Below are 26897 nucleotides of genomic sequence, written 5' to 3' on the forward strand. Positions count from 1 at the left end.
TTACCCGAAATCTGATTTATTCAACAAAGCCACGACGAAACTCTTCATAACCAATAACGAATTCAATTTCCTGATAGCGTAATTGATGTTCTGTGTTTTGATTCAATGCCGATTTAAAGACCAAATGAATGTTGGGCGCAATCTCGCCAACTTTGTTGAAAATAACCGAAGTTAAAGCGTTATCCAGCGGGCTGCACACGCATAAATTAAAGACCCGCTCGCTGCTGAGCGGCTCAAAGCCCGAGCCCGGTAATTCGTTTTGCACCAGCTGCAGAGCCTGCCGTACGGAACCAAATAGCTGGAAAGCCCGCGCCGTAGGCTGGATGCCGCGCCCATAACGAACAAACAGCTCATCATTAAACATCACTTTCAGGCGCGAGACCGCATTGCTGACCGCCGGCTGGGACATTCCCAAAGAGTGCGCCGCACGGGTGATATTTTGCTCCTGCATTACCGCATCAAATACGGTTAACAGATTGAGGTCGACCATCCGCAGCTGGGGTTTTGTGTTTTCTACCTCAGAGGTCGACTTATATTCAGTACCTTCATTTAACATATTTAACTCCACTGTCACGCTAAATTCCCTTTGCCAAAGTGCAGTAATTAATTCTCAGAATATCATTTATCATGCATATGACATTTACAAAAGGGCAAAGATGAATTTTAGGAATATATCAAGGTTATGAGTGGCGACGAAAAGTCTGCATTTGAAAGTACCCGCGACCACTTAAACCATATTGTTTACTTGATAAAATCAAGTGTACCCATAAATATCAAAAATAAACAATAACAGCAGTGGTTAACTTTAACTTAAGCATTATTAAAATATCAGCTTAAGCCATCCTTAAAATTCACATTTTATTATCATTGATAATGAACCATCATATTCACAAACACATTCACAAAACAAATAAGTTTATAATTTTCATCAGGATATCATCCTGCGCGACAGCGATATCCATGAAGATTCAATTGAAAATAAAAATTATCAAATGGTGAAAATAACTCAACATGAAGTGATGTCCAAAAAAGGATCATCGGCCAAAAAGCGCGATCGTCAGCACAATTAGCTAATGCGCCTGTTAGGTAAAAAGACGTTTTCTACACCCGGGGGTTGACATCAAAACCCATATCAAGTAACTCTAAAAGCATAACGATTTCATCTGGAGCATGACGCAATGATTCGCAGCATTCGCTTTCTCAGCCTACTACTACTAAACGCATCCATTTTGCGCGGTAGGCTGTTGGGCGACGTTCATCGTTAAGTCATCTTCCAGCAAGACTATAAAACCCGCGCCAATGCGCGGGTTTTTTTATGCTCGCTAGCAAGGCGCCAGGACACAGACCAAGGATCTAAACCATGAGCCAGCAAGTCATTATTTTCGATACGACCTTACGCGACGGTGAACAAGCGTTACAAGCCAGCCTGAGTGTGAAAGAGAAACTGCAGATTGCTATGGCCCTGGAGCGGATGGGCGTTAACGTGATGGAAGTCGGTTTTCCGGTTTCATCCCCGGGCGATTTTGAATCCGTGCAAACCATCGCACGCACCATCAAAAACAGCCGCGTTTGTGCGCTGGCCCGCTGCGTTGAAAAAGATATCGACGTTGCGGCGGAATCGCTGAAGGTCGCGGAAGCCTTCCGTATTCATACCTTTATCGCCACCTCGCCGATGCACATCGCGACCAAGCTGCGCAGTAATCTGGATGAAGTGATTGAACGCGCTATCTATATGGTTAAGCGCGCCCGCAACTACACTGACGACGTTGAGTTTTCCTGTGAAGATGCTGGCCGTACGCCGATTGCGGATCTGGCCCGCGTCGTCGAAGCCGCGATAAATGCCGGCGCAACGACCATCAATATCCCTGATACCGTCGGCTACACCATGCCGTTCGAATTCGCCAATATCATAACCGGCCTGTACGAACACGTTCCCAATATCGATAAAGCCATTATCTCCGTCCATACCCATGACGATTTGGGTATCGCGGTGGGTAACGCCCTCGCCGCGGTCCATGCCGGCGCTCGCCAGGTTGAAGGCGCAATGAACGGCATCGGCGAGCGCGCGGGTAACTGCTCGCTGGAAGAAGTGATTATGGCGATTAAAGTGCGCAAAGACATTATGAATGTGCACACCCGCATTAATCACCAGGAAATCTGGCGTACCAGCCAGACCGTCAGCCAGATCTGTAATATGCCGATTCCTGCCAACAAAGCGATCGTCGGTACCGGCGCCTTCGCCCACTCTTCCGGTATTCACCAGGATGGCGTGCTGAAGAATCGCGAAAACTACGAAATCATGACGCCAGAATCTATCGGTCTGAACCAGGTACAGCTGAACCTGACTTCCCGCTCCGGCCGCGCGGCGGTGAAACATCGTATGGAAGAGATGGGCTATAAGGACAGCGACTACAACATGGATCACCTGTATGAAGCGTTCCTGAAGCTGGCGGATAAAAAGGGTCAGGTATTTGACTATGACCTGGAAGCGTTAGCCTTTATTAACAAACAGCAGGAAGAACCGGAGCATTTCCGTCTGGATTACTTCAGCGTGCAGTCCGGTTCCAGCGACATCGCAACCGCCTCCGTGAAGCTGGTCTGCGGCGAAGAAACCAAAGCTGAGGCCGCCAACGGCAACGGACCGGTTGACGCCATCTACCAGGCGATTAACCGCATCACCGGCTATGAGGTTGAGCTGGTCAAATATGACCTGAACGCCAAAGGTCAGGGCAAGGATGCGCTGGGCCAGGTGGACATCGTGGCAAACTACAACGGCCGCCGCTTCCACGGCGTTGGCCTGGCGACGGACATCGTGGAATCCTCCGCGAAAGCGATGGTTCACGTCCTGAACAATATCTGGCGCGCCGCTGAAGTCGAAAAAGAATTGCAACGCAAAGCTCAGAATAAAGAGAACAATAAGGAAACCGTGTAATGTCGAAGAATTACCATATTGCTGTTTTACCAGGTGATGGTATTGGCCCGGAAGTCATGAACCAGGCAATGAAAGTACTGGAAGCCGTTCGCAACCGTTTTGATATGCGCATTACCACCAGCCAGCATGACGTTGGCGGTATCGCCATCGATCGTCAGGGCACTCCGCTGCCTCAGTCTACCGTTGAAGGCTGCGAGCAGGCTGACGCAATTCTGTTCGGCTCCGTTGGCGGACCGAAATGGGAGCATCTGCCGCCCGCTGAGCAGCCGGAGCGCGGTGCGCTGCTGCCCCTGCGGAAACACTTTAAATTATTCAGCAACCTGCGTCCGGCTAAGCTGTATCAGGGGCTGGAAGAGTTTTGCCCGCTGCGCGCCGATATCGCCGCCAACGGCTTCGACATTTTATGCGTGCGTGAACTGACCGGCGGCATTTACTTTGGCCAGCCGAAGGGTCGCGAAGGTAGCGGTCAGCATGAAAAAGCATTTGATACCGAGGTATACCACCGCTTCGAGATTGAGCGTATCGCGCACATTGCCTTCGAATCCGCCCGTAAACGTCGTCACAAAGTGACTTCTGTTGATAAGGCTAACGTCCTGCAGTCCTCTATTTTATGGCGTGAAATCGTTAGTGAAATCAGTAAGCAGTATCCTGACGTTGAGCTGTCGCATATGTACATCGACAACGCCACCATGCAGCTGATTAAAGATCCGTCTCAGTTCGACGTTCTGCTGTGTTCCAACCTTTTCGGCGACATCCTGTCTGACGAATGCGCCATGATTACCGGTTCGATGGGCATGCTGCCGTCAGCCAGCCTCAACGAGCAAGGCTTTGGTTTATATGAACCAGCAGGTGGCTCCGCGCCGGATATCGCCGGCAAAAACATCGCTAACCCTATCGCGCAGATCCTCTCGCTGGCGCTGCTGCTGCGCTACAGCCTGGATGCCGACAACGCGGCCACTGCGATTGAGAACGCGATCAACCGCGCATTAGAAGAAGGCGTACGTACCGGCGATTTAGCGCGCGGTGCGGCGGCGGTCAGTACCGATGAAATGGGCGATATCATTGCCCGCTATGTCGCTGAAGGGGTGTAATCATGGCGAAGACGTTATACGAAAAATTGTTTGATGCTCACGTCGTTTATGAAGCGCAAAACGAAACCCCGCTGCTGTACATTGACCGTCATCTGGTTCACGAGGTGACCTCGCCGCAGGCGTTTGACGGCCTGCGCGCCCATAAACGTCCGGTACGCCAGCCGGGTAAAACCTTCGCCACGATGGATCACAACGTATCGACGCAAACTAAAGACATTAATGCCTCCGGCGAAATGGCGCGTATCCAGATGCAGGAGTTGATTAAAAACTGCAAAGAGTTCGGCGTTGAACTGTATGACCTGAATCACCCTTACCAGGGCATCGTGCACGTGATGGGGCCGGAACAGGGTGTGACCCTGCCGGGCATGACCATCGTCTGCGGCGACTCCCATACGGCAACCCATGGCGCATTCGGCGCGCTGGCATTCGGTATCGGCACCTCCGAAGTCGAGCACGTTCTGGCAACGCAGACGCTGAAGCAGGGCCGCGCCAAAACCATGAAGATTGAGGTCAAGGGTAAAGCAGCCCCAGGCATCACCGCCAAAGATATCGTTCTGGCGATTATCGGTAAAACCGGCAGCGCCGGCGGCACCGGTCATGTTGTCGAATTTTGCGGCGAAGCCATCCGTGATTTAAGCATGGAAGGCCGTATGACTCTGTGCAATATGGCGATCGAAATGGGCGCGAAAGCGGGCCTGGTGGCGCCAGACCAAACCACCTTCGATTACGTGAAAGGCCGTCTGCACGCGCCGAAGGGCCAGGATTTTGACGAAGCCGTCGCCTGGTGGAAGACCCTGACTACCGATGATGGCGCGACGTTTGACAGCGTTGTCACGCTGCAGGCGGAAGATATTGCTCCGCAGGTCACCTGGGGCACCAACCCAGGGCAAGTGATATCCGTCACCGACATCATCCCGGATCCGGCATCGTTCAACGACCCGGTAGAGCGCGCAAGCGCGGAAAAAGCGCTGGCCTATATGGGGCTGAAATCTGGCGTACCGTTAACCGAAGTAGCGATTGATAAAGTCTTTATCGGTTCCTGCACCAACTCGCGCATCGAAGACTTACGCGCGGCCGCCGAGATCGCTAAAGGCCGTAAAGTGGCGCCGGGCGTTCAGGCGCTGGTCGTTCCTGGTTCCGGCCCGGTGAAAGCGCAGGCCGAAGCGGAAGGTCTGGATAAAATCTTTATTGAAGCCGGTTTTGAGTGGCGTTTACCCGGCTGCTCTATGTGCCTGGCGATGAACAACGACCGCCTGAATCCGGGCGAGCGCTGCGCTTCCACCAGCAACCGTAACTTTGAAGGCCGTCAGGGCCGCGGCGGGCGCACCCATCTGGTTAGCCCGGCCATGGCAGCCGCGGCGGCCGTTACCGGTCATTTCGCCGATATCCGTAGCTTGAAATAAGGAAACCCTCATGGCAGAGAAATTTATCCAACATACCGGCCTGGTGGTTCCGCTGGATGCCGCGAACGTCGATACTGATGCAATCATTCCAAAACAGTTTCTGCAGAAAGTCACGCGTACCGGTTTTGGCGCCCATCTGTTTAACGACTGGCGCTTCCTGGACGATAAAGGCGAACAGCCTAACCCGGAATTCGTGCTGAACTTTCCGGAGTATAAAGGCGCCTCTATCCTGCTGGCGCGAGAAAACTTCGGCTGCGGCTCCTCCCGCGAGCATGCGCCGTGGGCGCTGACCGATTACGGTTTTAAAGTCGTCATCGCGCCCAGCTTCGCCGATATCTTCTATGGCAACAGCTTTAACAATCAGCTGCTGCCGGTCACGCTGAGCGAAGAACAGGTTGATGAGCTCTTTAAGCTGGTCCAGTCTCAGCCCGGCATTAAGTTTGGAGTCGATCTGCAAGCCGAGGTCGTGAAAGCTGGCGATAAATCCTGGAGCTTTAAAATTGACGCTTTCCGCCGCCACTGCATGCTTAACGGCCTGGACAGCATCGGTCTGACCCTGCAGCACGAAGAGGCCATCTCGGCCTATGAGAAAAAACTGCCGGCTTTTATGAATTAAGGCGAACCGCCATTGCTATCTCAGCCCGGACGAACATCCGGGCTTTTTTCTGCCGATGAAAATGAGATCTAGCGCACATATATAATATCCAGACTGATTTGATAGATAGAAAAATTTGCCGATAAAAAAATAAATCATTATCAATTGGGCATCTATTCAATCATTCACCTACTTTTTTTGTGTCATTCCACAAGTACAAGTAAAAATTCGATTGAAATATTTAAGATAAAAACATGAATATGTGAATCGAATGTTAATCCCATAGAGTCCCCCTATAGCTCCACGCAAAAAAAAGCATTATTTTTCTATTGGACGCCTCGTTATCTTTCCCCACAGAGAAATATTAACTTTGGACCGGCCAGGATCGCCCAATAGCGGCCATCAGGCATCCAGTGGAGAGAGCATATGAGCCACTACCCCCATCTTTTTTCCCCGTTGACCATTAACGGGATGACAATAAAAAACCGCATCATTATGCCGCCAATGGGGACCAACCTGGCGAGCCTGAACGGTGAAGTCACTCAGGAACAGATTGACTACTATGAGCTACGCGCGCGGGGCGGCACAGGACTCATCACTATCGAGAATATTTGTATCGATTTTCCATTCGCTTCTAATGGCACAACCCAGCTGCGTATCGATAACGATCAGTATATTCCGCGCCTGTTCAAATTAACCGAAACCTTACATAAACACGGCGCCTGCGTCGGTATTCAATTAAACCACGCTGGCGCATCGGCCTATGCATATCGCCTGAACGGCGAAATGCCGCTTTCCTCTTCCAGCACGCCGTCCAAAAAGAACGGTAATATTCCCCGTCCGATGACGCACGACGAGATATATCATGCCGTCGATAAGTTTGGTGATGCTGCGGAGCGCGTTCGCCGCGCTGGTTTCGACTGTGTGGAAATTCACGCCGGCCACTCTTATTTAATTAGTCAGTTTTTATCACCGCTGTTTAATAAGCGTACCGATGAATTTGGCGGCAGCGTAGAGAATCGCGCCAGAATATTAACCTTAATCGTCGATAAGGTACGCGCCTGCGTTGGTCCGCGTTTCCCGGTCAGCCTGCGTATTAGCGCCGATGACTTCCTGGAGGGCGGGAATACGCTCGAAGATTCCTTGCGGATCCTCGAATTGTGCCAGGAGAAAGTCGATATTATCAACGTCTCCGCCGCGCAAAACGACAACCTGAATTTCCAGATTGACCAGATGTCTCTGGAAGATGGCTGGAAGCGCTATCTCTCCCGTGCGGTACGCGACAAATTCCACAAGCCAACGGTAATTGCCGGCAATATCCGTACCCCGAAAGTCGCTGAAGATATTATCGCCAGCGGCGATGCTGACCTGATAGCCATTGGCCGCGGACTGATCGCCGAGCCGGAGTGGGTACAAAAAGTGCAGAGCGGTAACGAGCGTTTGATGCGGAAATGCATCTCCTGCAACATCGGCTGCGCGGATCACCGCATCGCCCGCTCCCGCCCTCTGCGCTGCTCGATTAACCCGGATATTATCCACGGCGATGCCTATAAACAGCAGCGCGTTATCCGCGATACCAACGTCGTGGTTATCGGCGCGGGTACGGCGGGAATGGAAGCGGCCTGCACCGCGGCGGAAGTCGGCTGCCATACCTGGCTGCTGGAAGAGAAGCACAGCATCGGCGGACTGGCCAGCGAGATCTCCCTGCTGCCGGAGAAAAAGCGTATCGCCGATTTTCCGCAGTTTATGAAAAACCGTATCGCCTCGCTCGATAACCTGATGCTGCAGGTCGGCAAGCGCGCCACCGTGGCATCCGTTTCCGCTCTTCGCCCGGATTTAATCGTCAACGCAACCGGTTCAGTTCCTCTGCTGCCGCCAATTGAAGGACTGCGCGAGAACATCGATGTCGAAGGCGGAAACGTCTTCTCCATCACCAACATGATTCATCATCTGGACCAGTTTGCCGATGCTACAGGTAAACGCATCGCTGTCGTCGGCGCAGGCGCCGTAGGTCTGGATGTTATTGAATACTTCTCCGCGCGCGGCGCCAGCGCCGTGCTTATCGAGATGCAGGACGCGCCGGGACGCGACCTGGACATCATTACTAAAAATGCCATGTTGACCATGCTCGATGAACATCACGTGGAACAGCACATGCGTACGCAGCTGGTTGCCGTCACCCCAACGCATTTCACCGTTAAAAATGCGGATGGCACCTTTGACATTCCTTTTGATTACGGCTTCGTCTGCCTGGGAATGCGCGCCAATACCGCCGGTCTCACTGAGATTGAACAATGGGCCAGAGCCAATAACGTAAAAATAATGAACATCGGCGACAGCCTGATGGCCCGGCGAATCATTGATGGCGTGCGCGAAGGGCGCAACGTGCTGGACACCCTCGAAGATATGGGCGCTCTCGGCAACCGCGAATCGACAAAAATTCCATTTCTAACATATTGAGGACTTTATCATGGCAGAACGTATTACTGGACACACCGAGCTGATTGGCCTGATTGCGACCCCGATTCGTCACAGCATGTCGCCGACTATGCATAACGAAGCCTTTGCCCATCTGGGACTGGACTACGTTTATCTGGCGTTCGAAGTAGGTAATGAAGAGCTGAAAGATGTCGTACAGGGTTTTCGTGCATTAAAACTGCGCGGCTGTAACGTCTCCATGCCGAACAAAACGGAGATTTGCCAGTATCTGGACAAACTCTCGCCGGCGGCAGAACTGGTTGGCGCGGTGAATACCGTGGTGAACGACAATGGCGTCCTGACCGGCCATATCACCGATGGCACCGGATATATGCGCGCGCTCAAAGAAGAAGGCATTGATATCATCGGCAAAAAGATGACCGTTCTGGGCGCTGGCGGTGCGGCAACCGCGCTCTGCGTTCAGGCCGCGCTTGATGGCGTCAAAGCGATCTCCATCTTCAACCGCAAAGATAAATTCTTCGCCAACGCAGAACAGACCGTTGCCAAAATCCGTAATAACACCAACTGCGAGATCCACCTGTTCGATCTGGACGATCATGACAAACTGCGCGCGGAAATCGACAGCAGCGTCATTCTGACCAACGCCACCGGCGTGGGGATGAAACCGTTTGAAGGCCAGATGCTGCTGCCTGACGACAGCTTCCTGCGCCCGGACCTGATCGTTTCTGACGTGGTCTACAACCCGCGCAAAACTTATCTGCTGGAAGTGGCTGAGAAAAAAGGCTGCCGCACCATCAACGGTCTGGGGATGATGCTCTGGCAAGGCGCGCGCGCTTTTGAAATCTGGACAGGCAAAGAAATGCCGGTTGAACACGTCAAAAATATCCTGTTCTAAGGATGGGCGCGATGAAAAATCAATATGTCCCAACGGCAGCTGGGCTATATCTTAACTATCTGATCCACGGTATGGGGGTTTTGTTAATTACCCTCAATATGGCGAATCTGCAGGAACAATGGGGAACCGACGCTGCCGGCGTCTCCATCGTTATCTCGTCGCTCGGGATCGGTAAGCTCGCCACGATCGTGACAGGATTCCTGTCCGACCGTTTTGGTCGTAAACCCTTTATCTATCTCGGCATAGCCAGTTATGTGGTGTTCTTCCTCGGTATTCTGCTGACGAAAAACATCTATCTGGCCTACTGCTGCGGCATTATGGCGGGCCTGGCGAACAGCTTCCTCGACTCCGGTACCTATCCGGCGCTGATGGAGTCTTTCCCTAACTCCGCCAGCCGGGCTAATGTGTTGATCAAAGCCTTTGTCTCTGCCGGGCAGTTCCTGCTGCCGTTCATTATCGGTGCGCTGATATGGGCGAATATGTGGTACGGGTGGTCGTTTATCATCGCTGCAGCATTAATGATCCTGAGCGCGGTCTACCTGATAAAAATGCCTTTCCCGGATCATCGGGCGAAAAAGGAAACCGCAGAGAAATCAGTGACTGCCGCCGCCGCTCCGCAGGCGGACTCCGGCAAACTGGATATGGTCATCTTTACCCTGTACGGCTATATCGGTATGGCGACTTTTTATCTGGTAAGCCAGTGGTTAGCGCAGTACGGCGAGTTCGTTGCCGGCATCCCTCACGAGTCGGCTATTAAACTCTTGAGCGTCTATACTGCCGGTTCACTGACCTGCGTATTCGTCACTGCGGCTTTTGTTAAAGAGGTATTCAGCTCAGCCGTCGCTATGATCATCTACACTTTCCTGTCGATGATTTCACTGCTGATCGTTTGCCTGTTCCCGACGCCAATGATTGTGACCGGCTTTGCCTTTATCATCGGCTTTGCCGCCGCAGGCGGCGTGCTGCAGATAGGCGCGACCATCATGGCCATGAGCTTTCCGAACGGGAAAGGCAAAGCCACCGGGATCTTTTATACCGCAGGAAGTCTGGCCAGCTTTACGATCCCGCTAATTACGGCAAAACTGTCGAAGATTGGTATCGCCAGCATTATGTGGTTCGATCTTCTGATCGCTATCGTCGGCTTTGTGATCGCCCTGTACATCGGTTATCGTCAGCTTCAGGTTCGCGCCGCTGCAAAAACATCCCGCGTTGCAGCAACCGCCTGATGGTCAATGACAAAAAGAATAATGGATACCAACATGACTAAAGCAGTAACAGTAAAAAACATCACCTTCCAGGAAGGGGAAACCTTAATCTGCGTACCGCTGATCGGCAAAACGCTTGCCGAGCTGCAGACTAACGCACGCGCGCTGGCTACCGCCGGAGCCGATATTATCGAATGGCGCGTCGATCACTTCACCCAGGTCAGAGAAACTGAGCAGGTTCTGCTGGCGCTGGGCGAAATTCGCCAGCTGCTGAAAGAGATTCCTCTGCTGTTTACCTTCCGCAGCAAAAAAGAGGGTGGCGAAACGGAAATCAGCGACGAAGCCTATTTTGAGCTGAATCGCCAGGCGGCCGTTAGCGGTCTGACCGACGTGATTGATATCGAGCTGTTCAACGACGAAGCGCAAATTCGCTCGCTGGTGAGCGATGCCCACGCTGCGGGCGTTAAAGTTATCATGAGCAATCACGATTTTCATAAAACGCCAGCTCAGGAAGATATCATCTACCGTCTGCGTCGCATGCAGGATCTTGGTGCTGACCTGCCGAAGATCGCGGTTATGCCACAGTCGCCGCAAGATGTTCTGACCCTGCTTTCGGCAACGCTGACGATGAAAGAGAAGTATGCCACTCGCCCATTAATCACGATGTCGATGGGTAAATCCGGCGGCGTGAGCCGGGTAACCGGCCGTTTGTTCGGTTCAGCAATGACCTTTGGCACCGTCGGTCAGGCTTCTGCGCCAGGGCAAATCGCCATTACCCAGCTGCGTGAGCTGATGGATATTCTTTCCTGATGAAACCATCGCCCGGAGGTCACCCTCCGGGCATCTTGTTATCTGATTTTTTGGCTGTCATTAATAATGACATCTTTAAATGACTGAATGGCCGGGGAAAGTACCCGCTCCTTCATGGTCGCCAGATAGATATAACGCGGAGGAATGGCATTTTTGATCGTCAGGATATGCACGTTGTAATACGACAGCGCGGAAATTCTCGGCATAATCGCAATACCGTAATCAATACTAACCAGCCCCGCCATCGCCGTATCCTCATCAACGTAGCAGGCAATATCCGGAACCAGTTTTTGCTGCATAAACACGTTATCAATAAAAGGTCGCAGACCGCTATTTTCTGAAAAATAGATATAGGGGTAGTGGATCGTCTCCACCAGGTCGACTTCATTTTCATAAAGCCTGGCCAGAGGATGATCTTTTGCCGTCACTACGACCAGTTCTTGTTGAATAATAGGAATAAAGTCAATATCCGGTTCATCCGCAATATAGGAACAAATAGCCAGATCGCTTTTTCCGGCTTTCAGTTCCTGGAGAAGGGTTAACGAGGTTCCCTGAGTAAAAGAAAATGTCACATTGTGACGAGATGGTGACAGCGAATATTTATTAATTAACTGCGGAACAACATATTCGCCCATGGTATAAATAAATGCAATGCGAATATTTTCTTTGTTCTCAGCGCTATTTTTTTGCAACGTCATACGGCCATTTTCTAACGAGGCCAGCGCGTCTTCCACGTAGGGCAGAAAGCGCCTACCATTCTGCGTAATCTTGACATTGCGCCCTTTCCTGGCAAATAGCGCCACTCCCAGCTCTTTCTCCAGTTCAGATATGGCATGGCTGAGGGACGGTTGGGTGATAAAAAGGCTGGAGGCAGCTTCAGTGTAATGCTCAGTTTCTGCCAGTCGCTTAAAATAATAAAGTTGCTTTAGGTTCATTATTTTTGCTCGTATAATATAAAAATAAAACTAATGTGCTTAATATACCATACAAGCTATCTATGATGAGCCGGAAAGGAGAAATATCGGAGTCATATCAAATATTGTTTTACCATTTCGTTCAAGGGGTAACAAGGCATGACCAATCATCGATAGAGTCAATACTTAAGCAGAGTATTTCTGCATGCATAAATACATGCAAAAATATTTTAAACTTTAAAGGAACTCTCTATGAGGACACTCAATGCTCAGGAACGGCCGATTTTGCCGTCGGCCACGCAAAAGCGAACTAAAACGCGAATTGTAATTTTAATGTTACTATCGATCGGGACGATGATAAATTATCTCGATCGTACTATTTTAGGTATTGTTGCACCTAAGTTAACGAGCGAAATCCATATCGACCCGGCGATGATGGGTATCGTTTTTTCCGCTTTCGCCTGGACCTACGCGCTGGCGCAAATTCCCGGGGGAATGTTTTTAGATCGCTTCGGTAATAAATTAACTTACGCACTTTCTATTTTCTTCTGGTCAACCTTTACCCTATTACAAAGCTTTTCCGTAGGCTTAAAATCATTGCTGCTGCTGCGATTAGGTTTAGGCATCAGTGAAGCCCCCTGCTTTCCGGTGAATAGTCGGGTCGTGAGTAAATGGTTTCCCCAGCATGAACGCGCTCGGGCAACGGCGACTTACACCGTCGGTGAATATATTGGACTGGCCGCATTCTCCCCGCTACTTTTTTTAATTCTGGAGCATCATGGCTGGAGAACGCTATTTTTCCTGACCGGCGGTTTGGGCATTGCATTCACTTTTGTGTGGTGGAAATTTTATCATGAACCGCATCAGTCAAAGACTGCAAATAAAGCAGAGCTGGAATATATCGGCGTAGAAAATACGGCTAGCGCCGATGAAAATATCCCGTTTAACTGGCCCGATGCCAAACGCCTGCTGTGCTGCCGACAGATTATCGGCGCCAGCCTGGGGCAGTTTGCCGGTAACACCACGCTGGTTTTCTTCCTGACCTGGTTTCCCACTTATCTGGCTAACGAACGCCATTTACCGTGGCTTCACGTGGGTTTCTTCGCCTCCTGGCCGTTCCTGGCCGCGGCTATCGGTATCTTTTTCGGCGGTTGGGTATCCGATAAAATCTTAAAGAAAACCCGTTCCGTAAATATTAGCAGAAAGCTACCCATCATTTCCGGGCTGCTGCTTTCGAGCTGCATCATCATTGCTAACTGGGTCGAGAGTAACACCGCTGTTATTATTATTATGTCGATCGCTTTTTTTGGTCAGGGCATGGTTGGACTCGGCTGGACGCTTATTTCAGACATTGCGCCTAAAAACATGGGCGGACTCACCGGGGGGATCTTCAACTTCTGCGCAAATATGGCGTCAATTATTACCCCGTTAATTATCGGGGTCATCATATCCATGACCGGTAATTTTTTCTACGCGCTGATTTATATCGGATTAACCGCGCTGATTGGCGTTATCGCTTATATTTTTATTATCGGCGATATAAAAAGAATCGTGTTGAAATAACCCGCCGGGACGCTGCCCCGGTAGCCAGCCGGGGCGGTAACGACAATCAGATATCTTTCACCCGGCTGGTCATAAATAGCGTCACCAGCGAGATAGCGGCAATTGTCCAGTAGACGCTGGCGTGCCCATAGCTTTGCGACAGTGCGCCCTGAATCACCCCGGCCAGAATCACCCCGGTAGAGATACTGTTGGTAAACAGCGTCGTCGCGGCGCCCGCCCGTCCGGGCATCAGATCCTGAAACCACAGCATGCCAATGCCGGCAACAATGCCGATAAACACGGCATTAAACAACTGTAACACCAGCAGCGCCACGCGGTCGTGAAACAGAATCAGACCGACATAAAACAGCACGCCCGCCGCCACCGCAGTCACCATCATCTTGCGTTTCCCCCAGCGCTTAACGTAATAGCCCGCCAGGATCATCGCCGGGATCTCCAGCCCGGCGGCGGTGCCCATCAGAATCCCCGCGAGGCTATCGGGAAGGCCAAGATCGCTACTGATCCACAAAGGCATATCAATGATATACATGGTGTTGCAGGTCCACATCAGCGTCGAGGCAATAAACAGCATGCGTACGTTTTTATCGTGCCATCCTCCGGCCTGTACCAGAACTTCAGCGCCTTCCGAGGGTTGTTCAACGCGGGCGACCGAGGGCAGCTTGAAGGCAATCAGCGCCAGGCTAATAACAAAGATCCCGGCAGCAATCGAAAACATGGTGGTGAAGCCGTAGTTCAGCGCCAGCATAAAGGCCAGCGGCGGGCCAATAACCCATGCCAGCGAGAGCTGCGCACGCATTATCGAACTGAACATCACCACTTCACGCGCCGAGCTATCAGCATATTCCCGCGCGAGAGCAAAAAGCTGCGGCATCGCGGCATTCGCCACGGAGGCCAGCATAACCCCGCAGGTAATCAGCGTCAGATAGTGGCGATTAAAAGCAAACAGCAGCGCGTTTCCCACCGCCATCAGGCAGCAAAACATAATCAGCCGTCGGCGATCGCCCCGACTATCGGAGCGCTTAGCCAGCGCCAGGCTGACCAGTATGCCGGCAATGGCGTTAACCGTATAGAATAGCCCTACCCAGAAAGGCTGCGCGCCCACTTCGCGGCTGAGAAATAAGCTGAGCGTCGGCGCCTGCAGCGCGCCTGCGATTCCCATCATGAAAGCGACAAGCATAAAAGCGGCGTAAACGCCGTTAAGACGTCGACCCATCGTCATTAACCACAGCATGAAATATCCTTAAGCACGCGAAGAAAACGAAAAAAGCCAGCAGAAGTTTTCTGCTGGCGGGTGATTCTATACTCTATGGATTTCGAGTTGCGGGCAGGCGGCCAGAACGTAAGTCCCTGGGAACATAGATAACTATGTGACCTGGGCGAGCGGGCGCAGCCAACGCACCTGCAGCTTGAAAGACGACGAGTATAACACCAATACTCAGTCACACATGATGTCTGCAAGTCAATGATCAGAGGCCTGCGACGTAACTCCCCACTGCATCAGTTCGCCGAGAATTTCCTGCTGTCTTCCTGCCATCAGGCGGGCCAGCCAGGACGCATCCTGCGTCGCAGAAAAGTAGCGTTGGTAGAACTGTTTAATGGTTGACCCCATCATATTCACCTCCTCGCTTCATCGACGTTGATTATTGACTTAATATAGGAAGTAATAAATTGCTGAGTTTTTATCAGGAGTTCCCCTTTTATGTCTTCCGGTCGTTTACAACAGCAGTTCATCCGCCTGTGGCAGTGCTGCGACGGCAAGTCGCAGGAGACAACGCTGAATGAACTGGCAGAGATGCTAAGCTGCTCGCGTCGTCATATGCGTACCTTACTCAACATGATGGAGGCGCGCGGCTGGCTGACCTGGGAGGCGGAGGCCGGACGCGGCAAGCGTTCCCGGCTCGCTTTTCTCTATACCGGTCTCGCGCTGCAGCAGCAGAGGGCGGAAGATCTGCTGGAGCAGGACAGAATCGATCAGCTGGTGCAGCTGGTTGGCGATAAAGCCGCCGTCCGCCAAATGCTGGTTTCCCATTTAGGCCGCAGCTTTCGCCAGGGTCGGCATATCCTGCGCGTGCTCTACTACCGGCCGATGAAAAATCTGCTGCCCGGCAGCGCGCTGCGCCGCTCGGAAACCCATATTGCCCGGCAGATTTTTAGCGCCCTGACGCGAGTAAATGAGGAAAATGGGGAACTGGAAGCCGATATTGCTCACCATTGGCAGCAGATCGCGCCGACCCACTGGCGTTTTTTTCTGCGTCCAGGCATTCATTTTCACCATGGGCGTGAGCTGGAGATGGAGGATGTCATCGCCTCCCTGCAGCGCAGTAACGCGCTGCCGCTCTTCTCTCACATCGAGCGTATCGACTCCCCCACCGCCTGGACTCTCGACATTCATCTCAGCCAACCCGACCGCTGGCTACCGTGGTTGTTAAGCCAGGTACCGGCCATGATCCTTCCGCATGAGTGGCGAACGATGGAGAATTTCTCCAGCATCCCCGTGGGGACAGGGCCTTACTCGGTTGTGCGAAATAATCAGAATCAGCTCAAAATTCACGCCTTCGACGACTATTTCGGCTACCGGGCGCTGATCGATGAAGTGAACGTCTGGGTTCTGCCGGAAATCAGCGAAGAGCCCAACGGTGGGTTAACGTTACAGGGCACCACGCAAAGCGAAAAGGCGGTGGAAAGCCGTCTGGAAGAGGGGTGTTATTACCTGCTGTTCGATGCCCGTAGCCCGCTCGGCGCGAACAGCGCGGTACGCCAGTGGCTAAGCTATGTATTCCAGCCCGCTAATCTGCTCTATCACGCGGGTGAGCACTATCAGGGCAATTGGTTCCCGGCGTATGGCCTGCTGCCCCGCTGGCATCATGCGCGCAGCCACGCCTGTGAAAAACCGCCCGGTCTTGAAACGGTCAGGCTGACCTACTACCAGGACCACGTCGAGCATCGCGTGATGGGCGGGATCATGGCGACGCTGCTGGCCGAGCATCAGGTTAAGCTGGAGATCCAGGAACTGGAGTATCAGGAGTGGCACCGCGGTGAGGTGGTCAGCGACGTATGGCTCAACAGCGCCAACTTTACGCTGCCGATCGATTTCTCCCTGTTTGCCTGGCTGTATGAAGTTCCCCTGATTCGCAATTGTATCCCCATCGACTGGGAGCAGGACGCCGCTCGCTGGCGCGCGGGTGAGCTGAATCCGGCGACCTGGAGCCAGCAGCTGTTGGCCAATCAAACCGTGGTGCCGCTCATTCACCACTGGCTGATGATCCAGGGGCAGCGCAGTATGCGCGGCGTACGTATGAACACGCTCGGCTGGTTTGACTTTAAATCCGCGTGGTTCGCGCCGCCGGAGCCGTAATGCTTTCAGTCCGCTGACAAAATCATTACACTAACTGCCGTTCTCAACGGGGTGCTAATAAACATACGCAATCTCATTCAAGTTGCTTCAACGCGCGGTTAGCGCGGAAGCAACCCGAAGATAAAGCGTATGGGCTGAGAAAATACCCGTCGAACCTGATCCGGATAACGCCGGCGAAGGGATTTGAGGCCCTCTCAAAATCCTTTGCCCCCCCTTTTTCTGAGGTGCAAAGTGTTGAAAAAATTACTCCCCCTGCTGGCGCTGGCCGCCGCGCCCGTTTTTGCCAAACCGCTGCTCACCGTTTATACCTACGACTCATTCTCCGCCGACTGGGGCCCTGGCCCGGCGGTTAAAAAAGCCTTTGAAGCCGACTGCGGCTGCGAGCTGAAGTTCGTGGCGCTGGAAGATGGCGTCTCGCTGCTCAATCGTCTGCGGATGGAAGGCAAAAACAGCAAAGCCGACGTAGTGCTGGGGCTGGATAACAACCTGCTGGAAGCGGCTTCGCAAAGTAAGCTGTTCGCCAAAAGCGGCGTCCCTGCCAGCGCGGTGAACGTACCCGGCGGCTGGAACAACGACACCTTCGTCCCGTTCGATTACGGCTATTTCGCCTTTGTTTACGATAAAAACAAGCTGAAAAATCCGCCCAGGAGCCTGAAAGAGCTGGTTGAGGGCGAGCAAAAATGGCGGGTGATTTATGAAGATCCGCGTACCAGCACGCCGGGTCTGGGCCTGCTGCTGTGGATGCAAAAAGTCTACGGCGATAAAGCGCCGGAAGCCTGGCAGAAGCTGGCGGCGAAAACCGTCACCGTCACCAAAGGCTGGAGCGAAGCCTACGGCCTGTTCCTGAAAGGCGAAAGCGATCTGGTGCTGAGCTACACCACCTCCCCGGCTTACCACATTATCGAAGAGAAGAAGGATAACTACGCCGCGGCAAACTTCGCTGAAGGACACTATTTGCAGGTCGAAGTCGCCGCCCGCACCGCGGCCAGCAAGCAGCCGGAACTGGCGGAAAAATTCCTCAAATTTATGGTATCGCCGGGCTTTCAGAATGCGATCCCCACCGGCAACTGGATGTATCCGGTCACTCAGGTTGCGCTTCCGCCAGGCTTTGACGCGCTGATGAAACCGCAGACGACCCTCGAATTTACACCGCAACAGGTGGCCGCCGAACGTCAGAACTGGATTAACGCATGGCAACGCGCCGTCAGCCGCTAGCTGTCGGCTGGCTCCTGCCGGGACTCACGGCGGCCATCGTTCTGGTCGTCGTGGCGCTGGCCGCCTTTCTGGCGCTATGGTTCAGCGCCCCGGAGACCACCTGGAAAGCGCTTATCAGCGACGGCTATCTCTGGCACGTGGTGCGTTTCTCCTTCTTGCAAGCCTTCCTTTCCGCGCTTTTTTCGGTGCTACCGGCGATATTCCTCGCCCGCGCTCTGTACCGGCGACGTTTCCCCGGGCGCACGCTGCTGCTGCGCCTTTGCGCGATGACCTTAATCCTGCCGGTACTGGTGGCGGTCTTCGGTATTCTGAGCGTCTACGGTCGTCAGGGATGGCTGGCTGAATTAAGCAACGCGTTCGGCTGGCAGTGGGAATTCTCGCCCTACGGGCTACAGGGGATCCTGCTGGCGCACGTGTTCTTTAATATGCCGATGGCTACGCGCCTGCTGCTGCAGACGCTGGAAAATATCCCCGGCGAGCAGCGGCAAATCGCCGCCCAGCTCGGCATGCGCGGCTACGTCTTTTTCCGGCTGGTTGAATGGCCGTGGCTGCGGCGGCAAATCCCGCCGGTTGCGGCGCTGATCTTTATGCTCTGTTTCGCCAGCTTTGCGACCGTGCTGTCGCTGGGCGGAGGTCCGCGGGCCACGACGATCGAGCTGGCGATTTACCAGGCTCTCAATTTCGACTACGACCCGGCGCGCGCGGCGATGCTGGCGCTTATCCAGATGATCTGCTGTCTCGGGCTGGTGTTGCTTAGCCAGCGCCTGAGTAAAGCGCTCGCCATCGGGGCCAGTCATATCCGCGGCTGGCGCGATCCCGACGACCGGCTATATAGCCGGCTGTGCGACACGGCGCTGATCGGCGCTGCGCTTTTACTGCTGCTACCGCCGCTGCTGGCGGTGATAGGCGACGGGCTGAACAGTAATCTGTTTAGCGTGCTGCAGCAGCCCGCGCTTTGGCAGGCGCTGTGGACATCGCTGCGTATCGCCCTTGCCGCCGGACTCTTAAGCGTCATCCTGACCATGATGCTGCTGTGGAGCAGCCGTGAGCTCCGCGCCCGCCGTCGCCCTCTCGCCGGTCAGGCGCTTGAGCTGAGCGGCATGCTGATCCTCGCCATGCCGGGCATCGTGCTGGCCACCGGTTTCTTCCTGCTGCTCAATAATAGCGTGGGCCTGCCGGAATCCGCCGACGCCATCGTCATTTTCACCAATGCGCTGATGGCGATCCCCTACGCGCTTAAGGTGCTGGAAAACCCGATGCGCGATATCGCCGCCCGCTACGGTACCCTCTGCGAGTCGCTGGGGATGCACGGCTTTACCCGCCTCCGGGTGGTCGAGCTTCGCGCTTTAAAACGGCCGCTGGCCCAGGCGCTGGCCTTCGCCTGCGTGCTGTCGATTGGCGATTTCGGCGTCGTAGCGCTGTTCGGCAACGAAGATTTTCGTACTCTGCCCTTTTATCTGTATCAGCAAATTGGCTCTTATCGCAGCCAGGACGGCGCCGTCACCGCCCTCCTGCTTCTGCTGCTGTGCTTTTTACTCTTTAGCGTGATTGAAAAACTTCCGGGACGCGATGCTAAAACTGAATGATGTGACCTGGCTTTATCAGCATCTGCCGATGCGTTTCACGCTTGCCGTCGAACGCGGTGAGCGCATTGCGGTTCTTGGTCCCAGCGGCGCCGGGAAAAGTACGCTGCTGAACCTGATTGCCGGTTTTCTGCCGCCTGCCAGCGGCAGTATCGAGATCGATGGTCAGCCCCATACCTACACGCCGCCCGCGCGTCGCCCGGTATCGATGCTGTTTCAGGAAAATAATCTGTTTAACCATCTCACCATCCGCCAGAACATTGCTCTGGGAATGCATCCGGGGCTCAAGCTGAACGCGACGCAGATCGCCCGCCTGCAGGCCATTGCCGGGCAGATGGGAATCGACGCCTTGTTAGAGCGGCTGCCGGGCGAGCTTTCCGGCGGCCAGCGTCAGCGTGCGGCGCTGGCGCGCTGTCTGGTACGCCAGCAGCCGGTACTGCTGCTGGATGAGCCCTTCTCCGCGCTCGATCCCGCGCTGCGTCAGGAGATGCTGACCCTGGTTGCCGACATCTGCCGGCAACAGCAGCTGACGCTGTTAATGGTCTCGCACAGCGTGGAAGATGCTGCGCGTATCGCGCCGCGGTCGGTGGTCGTGGCTGAGGGACGGATTGCCTGGGATGGCGAGACCGCCGCGCTGCTCAACGGCAGCAGCAGCGCCTCGGCGCTACTGGGAATTAGCGCAAAATAACCTTATGCAGGATGTCGAGATAGACCGGCATCAGCGGATGACGGAAGGCGAGCACCAGGGCCGCGACGGCGGCGCATACCATCAGCGGCGCGATCCACAGCAGGCGCGAACGCGGCAGAAAGCGGGTGAGACGATCGCCGGCGCTTTTGGCGCTGCGCCACAATCGCCAGCACAGCCACGCCGCCAGCCACGCCAGCAGCGCCGCCCCCAGCAGCAGCCACTTAAAGCTGGCGCTATTCTCATCGGCCGGAATATCAATTGCCGCCCCGGCTAGTATCCCCGGTAAGAAGTAGAGCGGCGGCCATAGCAGGCAGCCAATGATATTCGGCGGAATGAATTTCGCGACCGGCAGATCCAGCATCCCGGCGACCATCGGCACCAGCGGGCGCGTTGGCCCGACAAAGCGGCCAATCAAAATGGTAAACATGCTGTGCTGATGCAGCGCATGTTCGGTTTTATCCAGCAGCGCTTTGTTTTTCTTTAAAAAAGACCAGCGATGCAGCGGCTTTTTAAACCGCCAGCCAAGCCAGAATGAGATCCAGTCGCCGAGCAAACAGCCGATAATCCCCGCCAGCCACGCCTGCCAGAAGTTAACCTCTCCGCTGCCGATCAGCGCCCCCAATCCGGCCATCATCACCGTTCCCGGTAAGATAAGCCCCACCAGCGCCAGCGACTCGAGGAAGGCGACCAGCAGAACGGCTATCAGGGAATAGACCGTCGATTGAGTAATAAAGTGTTCCAGCAATGCTTGCATAATGTACCCGGATTAAAAACGAAGCACGGATTCTCCGGAGCCGTTCATACTTCGTCAAGCCATCATTTGTTTGTATAGTTTACTGGCTGTGTTAAAAATCCGGGCCATCATTTCACTTTCTTTACTTTTTATTCACACCCAGCGCGAAACTCGCTCGGGCTGGCGCCGGTGCATTTCTTAAACACGCGCGAAAAGTAGAGCTGGTCCTCAAAACCGACGTTACGGCCAACGGTAGCGATCGGCATCCGCGTCGTGCTCAGCAGCAGCTTGGCCTGGCTAATGCGCTGATCCTCCCGCCACCCCAGTACGCTGATCCCTAACTGCTGGCGGAACAGATGCGACAGGCGCGACGGCGACAGGCACACGTGCTGGGCGACGCTGGCAATGTCGAAATGGCTGTCCGCCAGATGATCGCTGATGTACTGGCAGGCATCGCGCACCCGGTTATCCAGCGGCGGATGCAGCGATTCATTGATGGCCTCCATACGGCGCAGCAGCAGTTGCTCCATAAGATTGATCGCCAGCAGCTCGGAATAACGCCCCGCGCCCTGCCCGGCCTCCACAATCTGCCCGAACAGCTCGCCAAAGCGCGCCTGCCACTGCTCATCCGGGCGGAAAAAGCCGGTCTGGGCAAAAATCGTTGGCCAGTTAAGCCATTCATGCCAGTAGGCGCGCGGCCGGAAATAGACCCACTGGTGATACCACTCGCGGGCATCGGGATGGCGGCCGTAGTGGTGTATCTCTCCCGGCGGAAACAGCAGCATATCGCCGGGGCGGCAGATAAACTGCTCCCCGTGGTTATTGATCACCCCTTCGCCGCGGATCGTCAAATTAAGGATATAGCCCTTCATGCCCAGCGGACGGTCAATAAAGAAATCCAGATAGCCGTCGGCCTCAATCGGCGTCAGGCCCGTCACCAGATGGGCATTAAAAGAGTAACCCGGCAACAAAGGATCGTTTTGCGTTTCAGCCATAAACTCTGCTCTCCCGGAGACATTAAGGACACCAATTGTCCATACCTTGCATTTTATCCTCAGGCTGAAGACCCGTACTGCGATGCGCGTTAGAAATCGGATTAAAACCCGCCTCATCTCGGCAAAAACTGAGCACGGCGCACAATTCAGGCGCTTTGAGCGCATAACTGAAGTGTCTATAAAGACGGCAGGAAAGTCCACATTGAATATTTGCACGGCGTCACACTTTGCAGCTTCACAGCAATATAGTCCATAAGATTAGCGAATACGGCCTGACGGTTTTCAGCCCAGATATCTACTGTTGCACCATGAATGATTTTTAGCATGGAGTAACAGTATGGCAATTGCGATTGGCCTCGATTTTGGCAGTGATTCAGTACGCGCCCTGGCGGTAGAGTGCGCGACCGGCGAAGAGCTCGCCGCAAGCGTCGAGTGGTATCCGCGCTGGCAGGAGGGGCTATTCTGCGATGGCCCGAACAACCAGTTCCGTCATCATCCACGCGACTATATCGAATCAATGGAAGCCGCGCTGAAAAGCGTCCTCGCCGCCCTTAGCGCCGAACAGCGCGCTGCCGTCGTAGGTATCGGCGTTGATAGCACCGGCTCAACGCCCGCGCCCATCGACGCTGACGGCAACGTGCTGGCGCTGCGCGAAGAGTTCGCCAACAACCCCAACGCCATGTTCGTGCTGTGGAAAGACCATACCTCGGTGGAGGAGGCGGAGGAAATTACCCGCCTGTGCCACCAGCCCGGCAAAGAAGATTACTCCCGCTATATCGGCGGTATCTACTCCAGCGAATGGTTCTGGGCCAAGATCCTCCACGTGACTCGCCAGGACCGCGCCGTCGCCGAGGCCGCCGCGTCGTGGATTGAGCTGTGCGACTGGGTGCCGGCCCTGCTTTCCGGGACGACGCGCCCGCAGGATATTCGCCGCGGCCGCTGCAGCGCCGGGCATAAATCCCTTTGGCATGAAAGCTGGGGCGGCCTGCCGCCAGCCGGGTTCTTCGATGAACTTGACCCGATAATTAACCGGAACCTGGCCTACCCGATGTTCAGCGAGACCTGGACTGCGGATCTGCCGGTCGGCACGCTGACCGCCGAATGGGCCGCGCGTCTGGGCCTGCCGCAAACCGTCGCCATCTCCGGCGGCGCATTCGACTGCCATATGGGCGCCGTCGGCGCCGGAGCGCAGCCAAATGCGCTGGTTAAAGTTATCGGCACCTCCACCTGCGACATTCTGATCGCCGATAAACAGAGCGTTAGCGAGCGCACGGTAAAGGGCATTTGCGGCCAGGTTGATGGTAGCGTCGTGCCTGACTTTATCGGTATGGAAGCGGGGCAATCCGCCTTTGGCGACATCTACGCCTGGTTTGGCCGCATTCTCGGCTGGCCGCTGGAGCAGCTGGCGCAGGCCCACCCGGAACTTAAAGAACAGATCAAAGCCAGCCAGAAACAGCTGCTGCCCGCGCTGACCGACGCATGGGCGAAAAATCCGTCTCTCGACCACCTGCCGGTAGTGCTGGACTGGTTTAACGGGCGCCGTACGCCGAATGCCAACCAGCGTCTGAAAGGGGTCATTACCGATCTGAACCTCGCCACCGACGCCCCGGCGCTGTTCGGCGGGCTGATTGCCGCCACCGCCTTCGGCGCCCGCGCCATTATGGAGTGCTTCACCGAACAGGGGATCCCGGTCAATAACGTGATGGCGCTCGGCGGCATCGCGCGCAAAAACCCGGTGATCATGCAGGCCTGCTGCGATGTGCTGAATCGCCCGCTGCAAATCGTCGCGTCCGATCAGTGCTGCGCGCTGGGCGCGGCTATCTTCGCCGCCGTTGCTGCCGGCGTCTACCACGATATTCCTGCCGCGCAGGAGCAAATGGCCAGCCGGGTGGAAAGCACCCTGCAGCCTCGCCCGGCGCAGGCGCAACGTTTTGAACAACTCTATCAGCGCTACCAGCAGTGGTCGCTCAGCGCGGAACAACGTTACCTCCCTTCGACTGCAAAAGCGGAATCCGCGCCGCAATCTCAGGCAGCCTTCACCCATTAAGGACATGAAAATGACAATTTTTGATAATTATGAAGTGTGGTTCGTCATCGGTAGCCAGCATCTGTATGGCCCTGAAGCGCTACGTCAGGTGACAAAGCACGCAGAACATGTGGTGAACAGCCTGAATGCGGAAGCCAAACTGCCGTGCAAACTGGTGCTTAAGCCGCTGGGTACCACGCCGGATGAGATCACCCATATCTGTCGCGACGCAAACTACGATGATAAGTGCGCCGGGATGGTGGTGTGGCTGCATACCTTCTCACCGGCGAAAATGTGGATCAACGGCCTCACGATCCTGAATAAACCGCTGATGCAGTTCCATACTCAGTTCAACGCGGCGCTGCCGTGGGACAGCATCGATATGGACTTTATGAACCTGAACCAGACCGCCCACGGCGGCCGCGAATTTGGCTTCATCGGCGCGCGGATGCGTCAGCAACACAGCGTGGTAACCGGCCACTGGCAGGATAAAGAAGCCCATCAGCGCATCGGCGCATGGATGCGTCAGGCGGTTTCGAAACAGGATACCCGCCACCTGAAAGTGTGCCGTTTCGGCGATAACATGCGTGAAGTGGCGGTCACCGACGGGGATAAAGTCGCCGCGCAGATTAAGTTTGGTTTCTCGGTTAACACCTGGGCGGTGGGCGACCTGGTACAGGTCGTCAATGCGGTCACCGATGGCGAAATCAGCGCCCTGGTCGATGAGTATGAAAGCAGCTATCGCCTGACGCCAGCGGTGCAAATCCACGGTGATAAGCGGCAGAACCTTCTTGATGCCGCGCGCATTGAGCTGGGGATGAAGCGCTTCCTGGAACAGGGCGGCTTCCACGCCTTTACTACCACCTTTGAAGATTTGCACGGCCTGAAACAGCTTCCGGGTCTCGCCGTACAGCGTCTGATGCAGCAGGGCTACGGCTTTGCGGGCGAAGGCGACTGGAAAACCGCCGCCCTGCTTCGCATCATGAAGGTGATGGCAACCGGTCTGCAGGGCGGCACCTCCTTTATGGAGGATTACACCTACCACTTCGAGAAAGGCAACGATCTGGCGCTGGGCTCGCATATGCTGGAAGTCTGCCCGACCATCGCTACCGCGGAGAAACCGATTCTCGACGTCCAGCCGCTGGGCATCGGCGGGAAAGCCGATCCGGCGCGCATCATCTTTAACACCCAGACCGGCCCGGCGATCGTCGCCAGCCTGATCGATCTCGGCGATCGCTATCGTCTGCTGGTGAACACCATTGAGACGGTGAAAACGCCGCACGAGCTGCCGAAGCTACCGGTGGCCAATGCGCTGTGGAAAGCCCATCCGGATCTGCGCACCGCGTCCGAGGCCTGGATCATTGCTGGCGGCGCGCACCATACCGTCTTCAGCCATGCGCTGACCCTTGATGATATGCGCCAGTTCGCAGAGCTACAGGATATCGAACTGACCGTGATTGACAACGAGACCCGCCTGCCCTCCTTCAAGGATGCGCTGCGCTGGAACGAAGTGTATTACGGTTCAAAACGCTAAGAGATCGTCCCCTCACCCTTACCCTCTCCCATAAGGAGAGGGTACCGCTCGGGCGCGAAACTGCTTTTCTCCCCTACCCTTGAACCGGGAAGAAAAGTTCGGGCACGGGACGGCTTCCTCCCTGGCCCTCCGGGAGAGGGTCGGGGTGAGGAGAAGCTGACTCGCCAGCTATTCGGAGCACATTATGTTAGAAGATCTTAAACGCCAGGTTCTCGAAGCCAACCTGGCCCTGCCAAAGCACAATCTGGTCACTCTCACCTGGGGCAACGTCAGCGCCGTCGACCGTGAACGGGGCGTGCTGGTGATTAAACCCTCAGGCGTCGACTACAGCGTCATGACCGCCGAGGATATGGTGGTGGTCAGCCTGGAGACCGGCGAAGTGGTTGAAGGCCAGAAAAAACCCTCGTCTGATACCCCGACCCACCGTCTGCTGTATCAGGCATTCCCGACGCTGGGCGGTATTGTCCACACTCATTCGCGTCACGCCACCATCTGGGCGCAGGCCGGACAGTCGATTCCCGCTACCGGCACGACCCACGCCGACTATTTCTACGGCGCGGTTCCCTGCACCCGGCTGATGACCGACGACGAGATCAACGGCGAGTACGAGTGGCAAACCGGCGAAGTGATCGTCGAAACCTTTCGTGAAAAAGGCATCGATCCGGCGCAAATGCCCGGCGTGCTGGTGCACTCTCACGGGCCGTTTGCCTGGGGTAAAAACGCCGAAGACGCAGTGCATAACGCCATTGTGCTGGAAGAGATCGCCTATATGGGCATCTTCTGCCGCCAGCTGGCGCCGCAGCTGCCGGAGATGCAGCAGACGCTGCTGGATAAACACTATCTGCGCAAGCACGGCGCGAAAGCCTATTACGGGCAATAAACCCGCGCTCTCCCCGGCTCGCGCTGCGCTTAGCCGGGCTA

Annotated in this window: 22 protein-coding genes, 1 pseudogene and 1 riboswitch; of the genes and pseudogenes, 17 read left to right on the top strand and 6 right to left on the bottom strand. The window is 54.8% G+C overall.

All coding sequences use genetic code 11. The annotated features are described in order from the left end of the window. Positions 1-31: 31 nt before the first annotated feature. A pseudogene (leuO, locus tag HMPREF3178_RS11230) lies at positions 32-574 on the bottom strand (transcriptional regulator LeuO); the annotation flags it as partial. Between the two features lie 604 nt (positions 575-1178). On the opposite strand from leuO, the gene leuL reads away from it, so the two are divergent. From leuL to aroD, 9 genes are all read left to right on the top strand, one after another. After that, positions 1179-1265, top strand: a complete 87-nt coding sequence (leuL, locus tag HMPREF3178_RS32195; protein WP_009654551.1) for a leu operon leader peptide — start codon at positions 1179-1181, stop codon at positions 1263-1265. A gap of 95 nt (positions 1266-1360) precedes the next feature. Further along, positions 1361-2932 (top strand): 2-isopropylmalate synthase, encoded by a 1572-nt coding sequence (leuA, locus tag HMPREF3178_RS11235; protein WP_017145002.1) that lies wholly within the window; start codon positions 1361-1363, stop codon positions 2930-2932. Further along, positions 2932-4023 (top strand): 3-isopropylmalate dehydrogenase, encoded by a 1092-nt coding sequence (leuB, locus tag HMPREF3178_RS11240; protein ID WP_017145003.1) that lies wholly within the window; start codon positions 2932-2934, stop codon positions 4021-4023. Before leuA ends, leuB begins: the two co-directional genes overlap by 1 nt. 2 nt (positions 4024-4025) lie before the next feature. Further along, on the top strand, positions 4026-5426 hold the full coding sequence (leuC, locus tag HMPREF3178_RS11245) for a 3-isopropylmalate dehydratase large subunit (RefSeq protein ID WP_004108147.1): 1401 nt from the start codon (positions 4026-4028) through the stop codon (positions 5424-5426). A 10-nt stretch (positions 5427-5436) separates the two neighbouring features. Next, entirely contained in the window at positions 5437-6042 is a 606-nt protein-coding gene (leuD, locus tag HMPREF3178_RS11250; RefSeq protein ID WP_017145004.1) for a 3-isopropylmalate dehydratase small subunit, read from the top strand. Positions 6043-6447: 405 nt separating this feature from the next. Beyond that, positions 6448-8481 (top strand): oxidoreductase, encoded by a 2034-nt coding sequence (locus HMPREF3178_RS11255; protein WP_004108151.1) that lies wholly within the window; start codon positions 6448-6450, stop codon positions 8479-8481. A 10-nt stretch (positions 8482-8491) separates the two neighbouring features. After that, entirely contained in the window at positions 8492-9355 is an 864-nt protein-coding gene (locus tag HMPREF3178_RS11260; protein ID WP_004108154.1) for a shikimate dehydrogenase, read from the top strand. Between the two features lie 11 nt (positions 9356-9366). Next, entirely contained in the window at positions 9367-10581 is a 1215-nt protein-coding gene (locus HMPREF3178_RS11265; protein ID WP_016807515.1) for an MFS transporter, read from the top strand. 33 nt (positions 10582-10614) lie between these two features. Beyond that, positions 10615-11370 carry a type I 3-dehydroquinate dehydratase gene (aroD, locus tag HMPREF3178_RS11270; RefSeq protein ID WP_004108159.1) on the top strand — a complete coding sequence of 252 codons (756 nt, stop codon included), beginning with the start codon at positions 10615-10617 and terminating at the stop codon, positions 11368-11370. Positions 11371-11408: 38 nt separating this feature from the next. Here aroD and HMPREF3178_RS11275 read toward each other — a convergent pair whose 3' ends face one another. After that, positions 11409-12305 (bottom strand): LysR family transcriptional regulator, encoded by an 897-nt coding sequence (locus tag HMPREF3178_RS11275; protein ID WP_004108162.1) that lies wholly within the window; start codon positions 12303-12305, stop codon positions 11409-11411. 231 nt (positions 12306-12536) lie between these two features. On the opposite strand from HMPREF3178_RS11275, the gene HMPREF3178_RS11280 reads away from it, so the two are divergent. Next, complete coding sequence (locus HMPREF3178_RS11280) at positions 12537-13847, top strand: MFS transporter (protein WP_004108165.1); 1311 nt, start codon at positions 12537-12539, stop codon at positions 13845-13847. A 46-nt stretch (positions 13848-13893) separates the two neighbouring features. On the opposite strand, the gene HMPREF3178_RS11285 is transcribed toward HMPREF3178_RS11280, so the two are convergent. Both HMPREF3178_RS11285 and sgrT read right to left on the bottom strand, forming a co-directional pair. Next, on the bottom strand, positions 13894-15078 hold the full coding sequence (locus HMPREF3178_RS11285; RefSeq protein ID WP_016807513.1) for a sugar efflux transporter: 1185 nt from the start codon (positions 15076-15078) through the stop codon (positions 13894-13896). 228 nt (positions 15079-15306) lie between these two features. Then, the gene (gene sgrT / locus HMPREF3178_RS29875; RefSeq protein ID WP_004108171.1) at positions 15307-15459 is read right to left on the bottom strand and encodes a glucose uptake inhibitor SgrT; all 153 of its coding nucleotides are present in this window, start codon (positions 15457-15459) and stop codon (positions 15307-15309) included. An 87-nt stretch (positions 15460-15546) separates the two neighbouring features. Between sgrT and sgrR the strand changes: the two genes are divergently transcribed. The 4 genes from sgrR to thiQ all read left to right on the top strand — a co-directional run bounded on the left by sgrR (position 15547) and on the right by thiQ (position 20688). Continuing rightward, complete coding sequence (gene sgrR / locus HMPREF3178_RS11290) at positions 15547-17202, top strand: HTH-type transcriptional regulator SgrR (RefSeq protein WP_017145005.1); 1656 nt, start codon at positions 15547-15549, stop codon at positions 17200-17202. Positions 17203-17239: 37 nt separating this feature from the next. Then, positions 17240-17402, top strand: a riboswitch (TPP riboswitch). A 31-nt stretch (positions 17403-17433) separates the two neighbouring features. After that, entirely contained in the window at positions 17434-18417 is a 984-nt protein-coding gene (gene thiB, locus HMPREF3178_RS11295; RefSeq protein ID WP_023320318.1) for a thiamine ABC transporter substrate binding subunit, read from the top strand. Continuing rightward, the gene (gene thiP / locus HMPREF3178_RS11300) at positions 18393-20003 is read left to right on the top strand and encodes a thiamine/thiamine pyrophosphate ABC transporter permease ThiP (RefSeq protein WP_004110539.1); all 1611 of its coding nucleotides are present in this window, start codon (positions 18393-18395) and stop codon (positions 20001-20003) included. The genes thiB and thiP overlap by 25 nt, the downstream gene beginning before the upstream one ends. Further along, complete coding sequence (gene thiQ, locus HMPREF3178_RS11305; protein ID WP_004110537.1) at positions 19987-20688, top strand: thiamine ABC transporter ATP-binding protein ThiQ; 702 nt, start codon at positions 19987-19989, stop codon at positions 20686-20688. Before thiP ends, thiQ begins: the two co-directional genes overlap by 17 nt. Here the strand turns inward: thiQ and HMPREF3178_RS11310 are convergent. Both HMPREF3178_RS11310 and araC read right to left on the bottom strand, forming a co-directional pair. Next, on the bottom strand, positions 20675-21442 hold the full coding sequence (locus tag HMPREF3178_RS11310; protein WP_004108185.1) for a DedA family protein: 768 nt from the start codon (positions 21440-21442) through the stop codon (positions 20675-20677). The two genes, thiQ and HMPREF3178_RS11310, sit on opposite strands and share 14 nt — an antisense overlap. A 128-nt stretch (positions 21443-21570) precedes the next feature. Next, positions 21571-22416: an arabinose operon transcriptional regulator AraC gene (gene araC, locus HMPREF3178_RS11315; RefSeq protein WP_004098545.1), complete on the bottom strand. Its 846-nt coding sequence runs from the start codon at positions 22414-22416 to the stop codon at positions 21571-21573. A gap of 337 nt (positions 22417-22753) precedes the next feature. Between araC and araB the strand changes: the two genes are divergently transcribed. The 3 genes from araB (at position 22754) to araD (ending at position 26856) form a co-directional block, all read left to right on the top strand. After that, positions 22754-24463, top strand: a complete 1710-nt coding sequence (gene araB, locus HMPREF3178_RS11320) for a ribulokinase (RefSeq protein WP_017145007.1) — start codon at positions 22754-22756, stop codon at positions 24461-24463. Between the two features lie 10 nt (positions 24464-24473). After that, the gene (gene araA, locus HMPREF3178_RS11325; RefSeq protein WP_004110533.1) at positions 24474-25976 is read left to right on the top strand and encodes an L-arabinose isomerase; all 1503 of its coding nucleotides are present in this window, start codon (positions 24474-24476) and stop codon (positions 25974-25976) included. 184 nt (positions 25977-26160) lie between these two features. Continuing rightward, the gene (gene araD, locus HMPREF3178_RS11330; protein WP_017145008.1) at positions 26161-26856 is read left to right on the top strand and encodes an L-ribulose-5-phosphate 4-epimerase; all 696 of its coding nucleotides are present in this window, start codon (positions 26161-26163) and stop codon (positions 26854-26856) included. Positions 26857-26897 lie beyond the last annotated feature (41 nt).

Origin of the sequence: Klebsiella sp. HMSC09D12 (genome assembly GCF_001808475.1) — a bacterium.
Lineage (GTDB): Bacteria > Pseudomonadota > Gammaproteobacteria > Enterobacterales > Enterobacteriaceae > Klebsiella > Klebsiella oxytoca.